The sequence below is a fragment of the Bacillus testis genome (assembly GCF_001243895.1).
GTDB lineage: Bacteria > Bacillota > Bacilli > Bacillales > DSM-1321 > Bacillus_AD > Bacillus_AD testis.
On record NZ_LN851186.1, the window covers coordinates 3,670,765 to 3,685,227 of the forward strand.

A 14,463-nucleotide genomic window follows, 5' to 3' on the forward strand; every position below is an offset into this window, starting at 1 on the left:
GACACTCCTTATATATACCTGTTAATTTCCATTACTAAAGAATGAGTAAAGATAATTGGATTGGCTGTTAGCCTTTTGGATCGCCTGTTCCATCGCCGTGAATTGGCGGTAGTAGCGGTCTTCCAGGTCTTTCATACGGTCTTCAAATGTATCGACACGCTTATCAATCCCATCCAAATCTCGGCCAATCACAAATGTCTGATTAGTGGAAGCGGAATTACCAGCCTTTGCCTTCAACATATCCATTGATTTATTGACCGTATCCGTCAATTTCTGTGCAATGCCGTTTTCCCCTCGAAAGAGTTGCTCAATAGCATCCGGGTTTTCTTCGATTGCTTTTTTTAACTTCGCTTCATTTATCTCTAGTTTTCCACCCTCAAGATAGTTTGCAGTTGTCGTTATGCCTATTTTCGAAAGCTGGTTATATCCATCTGGTATACTACTATTAACGACTGTTCCATAAAAATCATTCCTCATGCCAGAAAGGGCACTATTCAATAGATTATCGTTTCGCAGTAAACCTGTTTTAGCGATTTCTTCCCATTTATCTTGCTGTTTATCGCTTAAGCTTTCTTTTTGATCATCTGTTAAAGGCTTATAATCATTATTCCTTTTTTCATTTACTTTATCTTGTATTTTGCTGATCATTGTATTGTAATCATCAACAAATTTTTTAATATTATCATACACTTTAGTGCTATCATTCGTTATGCCAATTGTAACAGAGTCATCAAATTTTGCTTTTAGAGTAAATGAAACGCCGCTTACTTCAAATGTATTGGACGATCTCTCCGTTTTTAAGCCGTTTATTGTGAATTCAGCATTTTGAGCACTGACCGACACGGTTCCTTGACCAAAACGAAGTGTTTTATTAATAAAATTACCGGTAGTTTTGATTTCATTTCCATTTTTATTAAAGTCACCGGTCTCTTTTCGTGTTAAAGACATCTGTCCGGTATGGTCATCGTAGAACATATTAACGCCTACACTAGAATTATTGACAGTTGACATTACCGTACTTAAAGAATCATTCCCACCGATAAGAAAGCTTTCATGTTTATCACCAGTTGAAGTTGTAGTATCAATATCGAACGTTGTATATTTATGCTTATAAGTTGCTTCTAATGAGTAAACTGTTTTTTCATCAGAGCTAGGAATATTTGAATTAAAAGTAACTTCTCCAGTTTCTAAATTTATTGTGCCTAACTCTTCTGAATCACCCTTTGCAACAATTTTATCCCCTGTTACAATATACGTTTTTGAAGGCTTCTCTTCGATATCCCCTACTTTCTTTTTAAGTACAAAAGAAATACTGTCTTCCTTAATACTCCCTTGGTTCAAAGTCCATTTAGTGTTCGATTTACCTAAAGAAAGTTTATCTGTTCGTTCGTTGGCAATATAATTGACTTTTACACTGCTATTTTCATTGAGAGTCTTTCCAAATTTCAAAGTACCTTTATCAGGATCGACCAACACCTCATCGTTCTGCAGATTTTGAAAACCTTCATCACGAGCATCTAACTCTGCTTGAGTCACAACTTTAAACTGAGTTCCATCAACTTTTATAGACATGGATTTCAATTCGTTGTAATTAATTTTTGCATCTGTACCCAAATCCACCATATCAGTAGCTGTCTTAGTTGTTACATTTTTAGATAAGATAGCTCCGTCTTTCCAAACGCTATCTGATTGAACAGCAAATAAACTGTTTTGATTATATAAACTCTTATTTATATCAATCTCTTTATCCTTAGCCTTGATTGAATCTTTATTCAATAAGACTTCTGCTGCAGCCAATTGAGTTACTTTTGATATAGTATGTGTACCTTGGCTAGCCGCATTCGAAGCAGTTGCAGTAAGTTTACTTTCATCTGAAGAGCTCACCATTCTCACACGATACTGCGATGTCATCTTCATATTCAGAAGTTCACTACGAAAACCTAATAGCAATGTATTCATTGAACGATAATCATCACGTTGCCATTCCAGTATTTGCTTTTGCTGTTTCAACTTATCTAAAGGCATTTTTTGTGCCTTCATCATATCTTTCACAATGCTGTCTATATCCATACCGCTTGCTAAGCCGCTAACTCTCAAAAGATTTACCCCCTCAAATTTTCTTATCCACCAGCACGCCAAGAAACTCGGTCATCTCCGCATGCATGTCCAGCATCTTTTTAGACGGGATTTCCTTCACAACTTCTTGGGTATCAATATCTACCACCGTTACATAGTATTCTTGAAGTTTTTCATGATACTGAAATTGAATATGGGTGGTAGATGGCTTAAGAAATTCATTCATCCCATTGATTACTTTCTCTAAATCTTTCTTATTTAATTGCTTCTCTCGCTGCTCAAATTCTGTTTGTTTACCTATATTAAGATCTGTCTGATTCTGTGGTTGTATAGTTGTTGTTTGAGGTTGAAATCCCGAACTTCCAACTTTGTCTAACATACCAGACGCTCCTTCCGAAACATTTCTATATATTATTTATCGGAGATAAGGCTTATATTTTGATGAAAAAAGAGCAATTCATTTATAAAAGGAACTTATGATATAAAAAAAGAGACTCTAGTCCTAAAACTAGAATCCCTTTAAATTTAACCATATTTATTATTTCAACAATTGAAGAACGCCTTGTGGCTGTTGGTTAGCTTGAGCAAGCATAGCTTGAGAAGCTTGTTGAAGGATAGAGTTTTTAGTTTGTTCCATCATTTCTTTAGCCATATCTACGTCACGGATACGTGATTCTGCAGCTGTTAAGTTTTCAGAAGATGTGCTCAAGTTATTGATTGTGTGCTCTAAGCGGTTTTGGTAAGCGCCAAGACGAGAACGCTCGCTAGAAACTGATTTAATAGCGGAATCAATTACTGTAATAGCAGCACTTGCTTTGTCAGCAGTCGATAAATCTAGTGCATATTCTGCTGTCCCAGCCGTTGCACTAACGTCAGTTAATCCACCTTTAGCAACAGCAACGAATTTTGCACCAGCTTCGCTAGCATCTCCTCCACCAGTAACGCCTGACACCCCTAAAGCTTGAGCACGCATATCATTGATTTGTACAGTAAATTGTTGGCCTTTGTTTGCCCCAATTTGTAATGAAGCACCAGTACCCGTTGTAGAAACTGTTCCGTCCTCACCTGTAGTAGTAGTAATAGCTTGAGTGCCATCAAGTAACTTTTTAGTGTTAAATTCTGTAGTGTTACCGATACGTGTAATTTCAGAAGTCAATTGATTCATTTCTTTTTGAATTTCGTCACGATCAGTGCTTGTATTTGTATCGTTAGCAGATTGAGTAGCCAACTCACGCATACGTTGAAGAATGCTGTGTGTTTCGTTCAAAGCACCTTCAGCAGTTTGGATCATTGAGATACCATCTTGAGAGTTTTTAGCAGCCATATCCAATCCACGGATTTGTCCGCGCATCTTTTCAGAGATTGCAAGACCTGCAGCATCATCGCCGGCACGGTTAATTCGTTGGCCAGAAGACAATTTCTCCATATTTTTAGATTGTGCGTTTTGTGCGTTCCCCATTTGACGGTACGTGTTAAGGGCCGCAATGTTGTGATTGATTCTCATTTCAAATTCCTCCTTGAATGTGTCGGTTCACGTCCTTGTGAACACTATATAGAGCTGAAAGGGTGACGGCCGTTCACGCCTTTCGTTTACATTAGTTATATCGACATGCAAGCAAGGAATTTAATAGGTTTTAGAGAATATTTTTCTGATACTTATTTTTCTTTGCCGATAAAATCCCAAATGAAATTTTCACTGGATAGTGCAGCTTTGTTTTCATTCTGGATGCTTTCGAATACTTCCTTCCGGTGGATTTCTACATTTCTAGGCGCTTTTATGCCGAGCTTGATTTGATCTCCTTTGGATTCCAATACGGTCACTTCAATTCCTTCGCCGATCACGATTGTTTCCCCTGCTTTTCTTGTCAGCACTAACATGGCTTTACTCCTTCCCCTCTTGCTGGTTTAATGGATGTTTTGTCATATAGTGCGTATCATGCAGAATAACTTGTTTTGCTTTCTGGTTTTTCAGATTGAAAATAACAGGTGCCTGCAGGTTTGCTGTTGATTCTTCTATCGTCTCTCCTAATGTCAAAATGACAGCTACCATCACATCGCTTCGATTTTCCACTTCAAGCTGCTCCAGAACCGAGTCTTCCAATACAAAATCATAACGGTCAAAAAAAACGAATGGATCTGCCACCACAAAAGCTACATTCTTATTCTGAAAAGATTGCAAAACGGATAAATCACTATCGCCTAAAGGATACAAGGCAAACTGCTGTTCATCCGGAAATCCTGGGATGCCATTTTGGAAATGCCACAACTGTTGCTGGTCTATCTCCAGTTCTCCGTGAAACTTGGTCATAATTTTCATATAACCCCTCCATATCTATCATTTATTATATTTCTTCGCTGACAAAATCAATGGTAAGCGAATTCTTTTGTCTTAAATCAATATCCACATTTCCACTTCGATAATCGCCAATCGGCTTGTTTGTTTTTGCATTTACAATCGGTTTATGAATCTGCCAATCGATATCTACTTTGGCCGGTTCATACTCCAGTTTTACACTGCCGATAGGCGGAATGAATCCGATATTGAATTGTATCTCAGTCCTTTCGCTGTTTTGTTTAGCTATTTGTTGAATGGGGTTTCCGCCATTTTCTATTTTCATCAGCGCATCACCTTCTTGCGTCCGCCGGGCCATGCCTTCCATCAATTCCTGCTTCCCATTAGTGGCATACTCTTTCGAACTGCGGCTGATTGATTTAAAGCCCATCGCTTCCCAGGCGGCTGTTTGGTCAATCGTCAATCTGGCAGGAGTCCTTTCGAGGGACATCTCTGCTTTTGGTTGTTGAATGTCCAGTTCAGCTTGGGGCTGTTGCAACTCTAATTCTGCATCATTCGTTTGGATAGAAATCATTGCTGACTGAGATTCCAATCTAATTTGCGGTATTCTCATCTTCCCTCTCCCCTTTTAATAGAAAAAAGAAGCTATCCCATTGGAATAGCTTATCTTAAGAAATCCATCAGCGATGGCTGCATGATCTTGGCACCTACTCCAAGAGCAGCCCGGTGTACCGCTTCTTGCATGGTCAAATCCATGATGACTTTCTCCACTTCCACATTTTCATTATCAGAGAGTATTTGAGTGGAGATGACTTCTTGGCTATTTAAACGGTCATCCATCAGCTCTACCCTGTTTTGCTTTGCCCCGACATTTGCACGTGCGGTTAGAAACTTATCAATTTGCTTATCGATTTCAGACAAATGACCACTTATAGTCGATTCACTGGAATTGGTATCCTTTAAATCATTGATCAAGCTCTGCAATGGGTCATTATCGCCGTTTGCTGTTAACTCCTGGAATAAATCTTTTCCCGGTGTATTCAAAGGTAATGTGATACCGGGGAACACTTCCAAATTAATCGATTGCTGATCCGTGCTGCCTTCATAAAACCCATCCTTAGTAGGCGCTTTTTGTGTATTCACACCATTGAAAATAAATTTGCCGCCGATTTGTGTATCCGCAATATTGCCGATTTGTTCTTTCAATTGTTCAATCTCTGTGGCGACATAAGAACGCTGATTGCTCTCCAGTGAACCGTTGCTTGCTTCAACTGTCAATTCACGGATTTTCTGCAATGCCAACACGGCTTGATTAAGGGCATCGTCCGTGCTGTCCACCCATGTTTTCACTTCACCGATGTTCTGTTGGTACTGCTGGATATTATTCAAGTCGCTGCGGTATCCCATCGCGCGCATGGCGGCAACAGGATCATCCGAAGGCTTGGAAAATTTCTTGCCCGTTGAAATCTGTTCATCCAATTGCGCCAATTTGCTGTAGCTATCACTAATATGGCGCAACGTGTTATTGCTGATCATCGATTGTGTGACACGCATTCCTCTTCATCTCCTTAACGTCCGACGACGCCCATGCCATTGATAATCTTATCCAGCATTTCGTCAATCATGGTAATGTTCCGCGCGCTTGCATTATAGGCATGTTGGAATTTGATCATATTGACCATTTCTTCATCAAGCGATACTTCGCTGACAGACTGGCGGCGTTCTTCGACAGAAGCAGCAATTGTCGAGGCATTCTTCAAATTCTGCTGGGCGCTTTTCGACTCGACCCCAAGCTTGCCGATGATGCCTGCATAATAGCTGTCCATGTTTCCAGTCAGCGTATCCGGCTTCGTCTCCGTCCCATTATAAATTGAATACTCCGAGAAGCTTAGTTTCTTTATATTAGCCAGCTTCTGTGCATTTTGATTATCTCCAGATTTGCCGCTCGTCCCACCGGCAGCTATCGTACTTGGATTATCTATGATGGATGCCTTTACTTTAATTGTTTGGGCAGCATTTTCTTTATTCAATCCTTCAAAGAAGTCTCCGCCCTGTATATTTGTGTTGGTTCCATCATCCAAAATATAGCCTTGGCTATGGATTGCATTAAATTCTTTTCCGAATGCATAAGCCATATCATTCAGCTTTTTCAGCATATCCGGGAAACTCCCTTTAACCCCGCCATCCTCATAGCCGTATGCTTGAATGATGGCTGATAACTCACCGGATTTACCGAAATCTTTTGCTGAAATCTCTACAGATTTAGCTGAATTAGCGGAATCCGTCATAACTATTTTATCGACTGAGCCTTCTAGATTTTCCGGGGTGATGCTGAATTGTTTGTAACCGCCATTTCCTTTCGTACTCGCTTCAATCAAATTGATAGGAGGTACAGATGATTTCCCATCATCTTTTACCAATTCAATATTGTACAAACCATCTGCTTGCGGCAGGGCATTTCCATATTGTGTAGGTTGGACGCGAGTGACATTGATATTGACCATACTGGACAATTGGTCAACCAATGCATCACGTTGATCATATAAGTCATTTGGCAACATGCCATGCGGTTCAACTTCTGAAATTTTTCGATTAAGCTCAGCTATACTTTTGATGGCCTCATTGATTTCTGTCGTCTTGACGCTTATTTGATTGCCCAGGTCTGTTTGAACTCGGGTCAATGAATTATAGTAATAATTGAACGTATCGGCTACCATTTGGCCGGTGGATGCTACGACATCACGTGCGCCGCTGTTTTCCGTATTAGCCGCAAGCGTCTGCAATGAGTTCCAGAACTTGTCCATGGTGCTTTGCAAACCACTTGTCGAAGGTTCATTCATGATTTGTTCCATCTTGCCAAGGGCATCACTAAGTCCGTTATAATAACCGACACTATTATTTTGTTGGCGAATTTGCTGGTCAAGGAAAGAATCTCTCACTCTCTCAATGCTTCCAGTCGTTACCCCCGTCCCAATCTGACCAGGAATCCCTGGCCGGTTCATGCCGCTGTATGGATAGGAATCCGTCTGCACCATATTGGCCCGTTGCCTTGTATATCCCGGCGTATTCGCATTAGAAATATTATTCCCGGTTACATATAATACCCCTTGCTGCGTGAACATGCCGCGTTTGGCTGTTTCTAAACCCATGAAGGTTGAACGCATTGTATTTCCCCCGTTCTTGTTCGGTTACGATTGTTATGCTTGTGAATCAAATAGGCTCCGTTTCATGTGCTGGCCGCCGTTGTTGGCCGGTTTATTGTAATTGTAGTTTGCTTCCTGCGGCCGTAGCATATCGAGTGTCAAATTGACGTATTGCAGGGAAGAATAAATCAGCTGCTGATTCAGGTGATTGGCATCCTTCAATTGCTGTGTGAGCTCCAATAATTGCTCGCGTTGCTTTTTCAATAGATCGCTCTGGCCGTCTTCACTTTGGGCGATGACATCCATCAGACTTGGCGTTGTGTGGTCTTGGTGATCCATGAGGAGAGCGACTTCCTTTAGCCGTTCATTTTCAATCTGAGTGATTGCCTTGATATGCTTTTGCTCTTCATTCATCAGCTTTTCAAGCACATCGATGTTGTTGGTTTTGATGGCTTCGGTCTTCTGGTTGGCCAGTTTCAACAAGGAACGGTGGAGCTTGATCAATGTGTCCAAGTGCTGGATGAGTGCTGTACTGCCCATGAGTGGCCTCCTTCGAGATTTGCTTTATGTCAGAAGGGGCTTTTTAGCCCCTTCTTTATTTATTTTTCGAGTAAAAATCCAATAGGCTTTTCGCCGTAGCTTTCGGATCGACTTGATACGTGCCGTTCTGGATGGAGACTTTGATGTCCTGTACGCGTTCCTGGCGTTGTGCCACGATTTGTGAGGACTGCTGCATTTCTTTTGCTGTTGAGGAAATTTCGATTTTGTCTTTTTGATAAGTGGACTGTTTCAGTTCATCTAATTTATTGATGTTCTTTTTATATGGATTCATTCCGGCCGGGCCAACTTGATTGATTTTCAATTGAATTCCCCTCGCTTTCATTAACCGCATCTTTTTGTTTATTAATAGTATCGGCTCATTCTTCTGAGTTTGTATGTTATTTTATCATTTTCCTATTAGCTATTCACTTATTGGGGTGGCTGTTTTCTTTGACGTGATAGGTCAGGCGCTTATCGCGTTCCTGGATTTCCTGCTTTCGCCGTTCTTCGTCTTTAAAAAGCTGCAGTTCGCTTTTCAATGACGTTGAACAGGAAACGCAGAGTCGCCCTTCGCGGATCATGCCGCCGCATCGCTCGCATTTATAGCCCAGATTCGGGAACTGCGCCAGCTTCAGCCGGCCGTTGCGGATGAACTTGATGATCAGTTCTTCCTCGACGCCGGTTGCTTCGATTACCTGCTGCATGGCTGCCGTGCGGTTTTCTCGCTTGCGTATATATTGGTAGACTAATTCGAACAGCTTTTCCTCTTCTTTATAGCAGCTATCGCATACATCGCGGAATGTTGTCTGGATAAATAAGCTGTCGCATCTTGGGCAATTCATTAGATCTCCCATGTTTATTCCCCTTTCAGTTGCTTTTATTCGTATCTATCTAGCAACCGTTAGTGAATGGACGCTGCTTGCACCTGACTCCAATAGTATTTCGGCTGCGTGACGTAGAGTACTTCCTGTAGTATAAATATCGTCTACCAACACGATTTGTTTACCTTCAATCGGACTACTACTTTTGAACTGAAAAATCTGCGGCAGCTCCAGCCTTTGCCGGCGCGTTTTTTTCGATTGTTTTTCGCTGTGGATCCGTGCCAGCAAGTGAACCGGCTTGCATCCTGCTTTCAGGATCAATTGTTCACTTTGATTGAAGCCTCTTTCCATCAGTCGTTCATCGCTTAACGGAATCGGGACAATCAATGCTTCCTTATAAACGCTGAGGCATTTCTTCAGCGGTCCGGCAAACACTTCAGCAAGTGCCGTATCGCCGCGGTATTTATAGAGGGCAATCAGCTCTTTCATAAAGTCATTATAGTGATAGAGAGACGTATTTTTGCCCAATATGCCTTTCCATCTACCATCCTGTTCCCAACGGCTGCAATCTTGGCATAAGACTTCTGCCGTCGGCAATTCCCTTGAACAAATACTGCATGTAGTCCCGCTGATTGGTGCCAACTTGCCTTCGCAGCTTGTGCATAGCAGGGGTTTTTGATAGCTCCACGAAAACGTGGCCCATGAATAGGAAGCCATCATCGGCGTGCTGCAATAGAGACAGAGATTGGACTTAAACATCAATCATTCCCCTTTCCGCCGCTTCTTTGTTCATGGTTTCGATCTGGCGGACAGCGCGCTTCATCGCCCATGTTTTCCCGTAATGAAAGAAGACGATGTCGCCTGTGGGATAGTCTGCTTTCCTCCCGACCCTGCCGGCGATTTGCACAAGCGCACTCTCTGTGAAAATACCTTCTTCTGCTCCGACGACTGCTGCATGCAGACGGGGAATAGTCACACCCCGTTCAAGAATGGTGGTTGTCATCAGGCCAAGCACTTTTCCTTCACGCAATGCCTGCACCTTTTCTTTCCGCTTAGGGTCTTCCGAATGGACACTCATCAATTCTGGGTAGTCTTGTTGAAAGAAAGGCAAACAAGCATTCATGATTTCGATATGGGGGAAAAATAATAGAAACGGCGTTTGGGAGGCAAGTTTTTCTCTGTACCATTCTTGGATGGGAACCGGTATGTTCTGCAGGGAAAATGCTTTTTTCCAGTTGCCGCACCACTGATAACGCGGCACAGGGATTGGATGGCGATGAAAGCGGGCGGGAATAGTCGCACAGTGGATGGTGTTGGCGGCTGCTTGTTTTTGCAGCTCGCGGGAAGGGGTGGCGGTGAGGTAAATAAGTGAAGAGATTGGTTTGCGGCTTCTGGCAGCTGCATATTGGAGCGCCTGGTCCATACTATAGGGAAAGGCGTCCACTTCGTCAATAACCACCAGATCGAACGCCTCTTGATAGCGAAGCAACTGATGGGTGGTCGAGACAACCAATTGCGCCAACACATTCTTTTCCTCGCTTCCGCCGTAAAGCGACGCAATGGTGACGGAAGGAAAGGCTTGCTTCAGGCGCGGCGCCAGTTCGAGGACAACATCCGTTCTCGGGGTGGCAATGCAGACTCGTTCTCCTTGAGACAATGCAGCGGCAATGCCCGGAAACAACACCTCCGTTTTTCCTGCTCCACAAACCGCCCAGACCAAGGCCGTCTGCTTCTGCTGTACTGCCCGGACAACCAAATCCGCGGCTGCCTGCTGTCCCGGCGATAATGTTCCTTGCCACTGTAGGCATTGTTCATGGAATGGAAAAACAACCGGCGGGCCTGTCCAGTGAATAAGTGTACTGCATGAAGCCACTTTACCCATCATAATGCAGTTCCGGCAATAGGCGCATTCCTTTCCGCAACGGGCGCAATGGTGTGAGGCAAAACGGTTGGAATCACGGTTGCCGCAGCGCTGGCATGTGAGCCGGCCATTCATCTTGGCCAGTCCAGCTGTTTGTTGGATGATTTTTTGTTCGAGGGCAGCTTGGAGAGCATCGGGGGATAGATCCGTCAGTTCGGATGCGAGCAGCGTTTTACCGCATAGCTGTGATTGAAGGTCTTTCATGTATTGAATCAGCTCCTTTCCCCACACAATTCGACAAAAGGCTAGTTGTTTCCTTTAGATAGGCACAAAAAAAGCCGCCCTAAAAAGGACAGCTTCTGTATCTTACTTCTTATACCAACCCATGCCCAACGCGCCTTCCCCTAAATGGGTGCCGATGACCGGGCCGAAATAGCTCAGTTCAAAGTTCACATTCGGGAAGCGGGCTGCCAGTTCTTCCATCCATTCACGCGCATCGCTTTCACGGTTGGCGTGGATGATGACGGCTTCTATCGGTTCGCCTGATTTTGCATCTTCCTCCAAAAGATCCACGATTCGCTTCAGCGCTTTTTTGCTTGTGCGGATTTTTTCGAAAGGAACGATCATTTTATCCTGGAAATGCAGGATTGGCTTCACCTTCAACAGACTGCCGATGATGGCTTGGGCACTGCCCAAACGTCCGCCTCTTTGCAGATGGTTCAAGTCGTCCACCATGAAATAAGCTCTGACGCTTTTCTTGATTTCCTCCAGGCGCTCTATAATTTGCTCAGGAGTGGCACCGTTTTGGGCCATTTTTGCCGCTTCAATGACATAGAAGCCTTGGACACTACAGGAAATTTCGGAGTCGAAGCAGTGGACCTCGATTTCTTCGACCATGTCCCCGGCTGCTACTGCTCCTTGGAAAGTGCCGCTGATGCCGCTCGATAAGTGGATACTTACAACTGCATCATACTCTTTTGCTAGCTCGGAAAATGTTTCGACGAATAAACCGATTGGAGGCTGAGAGGTAGTGGGCAATTTTTCTTCTTTCTTTACTTCTTCATAAAATTCATCTGCTCTTATGTCAATTTCTTCTCTGTAAGTTTCGTTTCCAAATACAACACTTAGGGGAACCATATGTATATTCAACTGTTCACGCAAGGTTTTCGGGATGTACGCCGTACTATCCGTCAGAACTGCCGTTTTCATAAGTAGTACCTGCCTTATTATCATTTTCTCTATATCAATTATATTAACCATTTTATATGAAAAGTGGTTGTTTTGCATTAAAATGTTATACCCTATATATATTCTGCTTCCATTATGGGCTTTTATATGCCTTTTTACACCTAGGGGCAGTTCACGCTTCATATAAAAAAAAGAGATGCAATTAACTTCAATCGCATCCCATTTGTTCATGTTATATTTCTTAGCGGACTTCGACCCAGCCGTTCTTGATGGCAAGCACAACTGCCTGCGTCCGGTCATTGACGGCCATTTTTTGGAGAATATTGCTGACATGGTTCTTAACCGTCTTCTCGGAAATGAACAATGTTTCCCCGATATTACGGTTGCTTTGGCCGTCAGCCAGTAATTGCAGCACTTCGCATTCGCGCCGTGTCAATAAATGCAGCGGGCGGCGGATTTCGGTTGCCAGATGGGATGAATGCTCATCCGCTGTATCAGAAGCCAGTCTGCGGTATTCGCGGACCAGGTTATGAGTGACTTTCGGATGGAGGTATGAGCCTCCTTCAGCCACTACCTTGACAGCTTCAATCAGGGCATCGGCGTCCATTTCCTTCAATAGATAGCCGCTGGCGCCTGTCTTAAGTGCATGCGTTACATAATTCTCATCATCATGGATGGAGAGGATGATGACCTTTGTATTCGGGAATTGCTGAATCAATTGCTTCGTCGCTTCGATTCCATTCGTGGTAGGCATATTGATGTCCATTATGACGACATCCGGTCTGTGGCGATCGACTAGATCGATTGCCTCGCTACCGTCATCGCCTTCAGCGACCACTTCAAATGACTCTTCAAAATCAAGAATTCGTTTTACCCCTTCACGGAATAGCTGGTGATCGTCTATGATCACAATACTCGTAGTGCTCAACATGTTCCACTCCCCTTGTCTATATCCAGTCCCATTCTTTATAAAGGTATTGCTTATGAAATTTCAATCGGCATGGAAATCATGACGACTGTTCCCTTCCCAATACTTGAATCTACTGTTAGATCACCATTCAGAAGGTCTACACGTTCCATCATGCCGATCAGACCGAATGAACCTTCTTTCTTTGTATCTGGATCAAACCCTTTTCCGTCATCCTTTATAACAGCCATTACATGCGATTTATTTATTTCTATCTTCACAGTAATGGTAGATGCCTCAGCGTGCTTGATGGCATTCTGGACCGATTCCTGAATCAGCCTGAATAAAGCAACCTCCATCTTGGTAGGCAATCGTATGTCTTCACGCAATGAGACAAAGTCAATCTTCAAAGTCTGGTTGTATTCTTCAATATTGCTTAAATATTTCCGCAGCGTAGGTACGAGCCCAAGGTCATCCAAAGCCATCGGGCGCAAGTCATAAATAATCCGTCTTACTTCATATAAAGCATTGCGTACCATTTTTTTCAGGTTCCGGATTTCAACTAACGCTTCTTCGGCCCCTTGTTCTCGGAAGATTCGGTCTATTAAATCTGATCTCATCATGACGTTTGCCATCATTTGAGCAGGCCCATCATGAATTTCACGCGATAAGCGCTTTCGTTCTTCTTCCTGTGCTTCGATGATTTTGAAGCCAAATTCCTGGCGGCGCTTCGCATCATGCAATATTTCCCCTACTTGCGCCAAGTCGCTGGTCAAGAAGTTCAAAACAATGCTGATTTGAGAAACAAGATGTTCAGCCCGTTCAATCGTATTCTGCAGGCCGATCAGCCGGCGCTGAAGATCATCGCGCTTGTGGCGCAGCTGCTTCTCCATCTGCCTGTTCATTTGCAGATCCACCTGTAAGGAATGAGCCACTTCATATGCTTCACGGACTTGTGCTTCTGAAAATGTATTAAAATGCATACTGACTTCCGATAGTCGCTTACGGGCCAACCGGGCTTTCCGCTCCAACTGGTCCCCTTCTTCAATTACCAGAAGCACCATGCTGCGTATATTCTTCAGTTCCTCTAGCAGAGTCTCAAAATCCAGCCTGCTTTGTTCGCCGATATTGAAAATTTCATTCTTGCTTGCGCCTACCATATGGATCATTTTTTCTAAAATTGCATCTAACTCTTGGATGTCTACTTTTTTTATGGACATACAGATGCCTCCGTCTTCGTCCAACTCGCACCATGATTTAATCAAAATGCTTTGTTACCGGGTTGATGATCATATACATAGTGAGTCGTCCTCATCATTCTTTTTTTAAAACAACGCCTCAAGTACTATGTCTATCTTAGTATGGAATTCACCAAAAATACATTGTTTTGCAACCATTTCAAGCAAAAACCAGATAATCGTTCGTTTTTTATCGCTTTCAATGATCTCTTTTTCTTGATAAGCTAGTAGATTTATATTGGATTCTATTTATTTTAAACTATTTCACTTTTATTTTTACATATGTCTTTTCTCCTGTTCATTTCCTGAACAAGTGAGAATTCCAACTTTTCCCCTTTTGCATGACTATTATCATTATACGCTGAATTAAGTTATTTTTAAATAATTTAACACTAT

Annotated in this window: 16 protein-coding genes; all 16 read right to left on the reverse strand. The window is 42.8% G+C overall.

Features of this window, described 5'->3' with window-relative positions; translation table 11 throughout:
- Positions 1-21 precede the first annotated feature (21 nt).
- Positions 22-2,097, reverse strand: a complete 2,076-nt coding sequence (gene fliD, locus BN1765_RS18255) for a flagellar filament capping protein FliD (protein WP_230199549.1) — start codon at positions 2,095-2,097, stop codon at positions 22-24.
- 13 nt (positions 2,098-2,110) lie between these two features.
- On the reverse strand, positions 2,111-2,455 hold the full coding sequence (flaG, locus tag BN1765_RS18260; RefSeq protein ID WP_050616457.1) for a flagellar protein FlaG: 345 nt from the start codon (positions 2,453-2,455) through the stop codon (positions 2,111-2,113).
- A gap of 159 nt (positions 2,456-2,614) precedes the next feature.
- On the reverse strand, positions 2,615-3,580 hold the full coding sequence (gene hag / locus BN1765_RS18265; protein WP_050616458.1) for a flagellin Hag: 966 nt from the start codon (positions 3,578-3,580) through the stop codon (positions 2,615-2,617).
- 152 nt (positions 3,581-3,732) lie between these two features.
- Positions 3,733-3,954: a carbon storage regulator CsrA gene (gene csrA, locus BN1765_RS18270; RefSeq protein ID WP_050616459.1), complete on the reverse strand. Its 222-nt coding sequence runs from the start codon at positions 3,952-3,954 to the stop codon at positions 3,733-3,735.
- A 4-nt stretch (positions 3,955-3,958) separates the two neighbouring features.
- Positions 3,959-4,393: a flagellar assembly protein FliW gene (fliW, locus tag BN1765_RS18275; protein WP_050616460.1), complete on the reverse strand. Its 435-nt coding sequence runs from the start codon at positions 4,391-4,393 to the stop codon at positions 3,959-3,961.
- A 25-nt stretch (positions 4,394-4,418) separates the two neighbouring features.
- On the reverse strand, positions 4,419-4,982 hold the full coding sequence (locus BN1765_RS18280) for a DUF6470 family protein (protein ID WP_050616461.1): 564 nt from the start codon (positions 4,980-4,982) through the stop codon (positions 4,419-4,421).
- A 50-nt stretch (positions 4,983-5,032) separates the two neighbouring features.
- Complete coding sequence (gene flgL / locus BN1765_RS18285) at positions 5,033-5,923, reverse strand: flagellar hook-associated protein FlgL (protein ID WP_050616462.1); 891 nt, start codon at positions 5,921-5,923, stop codon at positions 5,033-5,035.
- A 14-nt stretch (positions 5,924-5,937) separates the two neighbouring features.
- Positions 5,938-7,533 carry a flagellar hook-associated protein FlgK gene (flgK, locus tag BN1765_RS18290; RefSeq protein WP_050616463.1) on the reverse strand — a complete coding sequence of 532 codons (1,596 nt, stop codon included), beginning with the start codon at positions 7,531-7,533 and terminating at the stop codon, positions 5,938-5,940.
- A 33-nt stretch (positions 7,534-7,566) separates the two neighbouring features.
- Positions 7,567-8,052 (reverse strand): flagellar protein FlgN, encoded by a 486-nt coding sequence (locus BN1765_RS18295; protein WP_050616464.1) that lies wholly within the window; start codon positions 8,050-8,052, stop codon positions 7,567-7,569.
- Positions 8,053-8,107: 55 nt separating this feature from the next.
- The gene (gene flgM, locus BN1765_RS18300; protein WP_050616465.1) at positions 8,108-8,374 is read right to left on the reverse strand and encodes a flagellar biosynthesis anti-sigma factor FlgM; all 267 of its coding nucleotides are present in this window, start codon (positions 8,372-8,374) and stop codon (positions 8,108-8,110) included.
- Between the two features lie 103 nt (positions 8,375-8,477).
- A complete protein-coding gene (locus tag BN1765_RS18305) occupies positions 8,478-8,906 on the reverse strand; it encodes a TIGR03826 family flagellar region protein (protein ID WP_050616466.1) in 429 nt (142 codons plus the stop codon).
- A 33-nt stretch (positions 8,907-8,939) separates the two neighbouring features.
- Positions 8,940-9,632: a ComF family protein gene (locus BN1765_RS18310; RefSeq protein ID WP_050616467.1), complete on the reverse strand. Its 693-nt coding sequence runs from the start codon at positions 9,630-9,632 to the stop codon at positions 8,940-8,942.
- Positions 9,625-10,998 (reverse strand): ATP-dependent helicase ComFA, encoded by a 1,374-nt coding sequence (locus tag BN1765_RS18315; RefSeq protein WP_050616468.1) that lies wholly within the window; start codon positions 10,996-10,998, stop codon positions 9,625-9,627. Before BN1765_RS18315 ends, BN1765_RS18310 begins: the two co-directional genes overlap by 8 nt.
- Before the next feature lie 102 nt (positions 10,999-11,100).
- A complete protein-coding gene (locus tag BN1765_RS18320) occupies positions 11,101-11,943 on the reverse strand; it encodes a DegV family protein (protein WP_050616838.1) in 843 nt (280 codons plus the stop codon).
- Between the two features lie 220 nt (positions 11,944-12,163).
- Positions 12,164-12,853: a response regulator transcription factor gene (locus BN1765_RS18325; protein ID WP_050616469.1), complete on the reverse strand. Its 690-nt coding sequence runs from the start codon at positions 12,851-12,853 to the stop codon at positions 12,164-12,166.
- A 50-nt stretch (positions 12,854-12,903) separates the two neighbouring features.
- Positions 12,904-14,049: a sensor histidine kinase gene (locus tag BN1765_RS18330; RefSeq protein ID WP_050616470.1), complete on the reverse strand. Its 1,146-nt coding sequence runs from the start codon at positions 14,047-14,049 to the stop codon at positions 12,904-12,906.
- Positions 14,050-14,463: the final 414 nt, after the last annotated feature.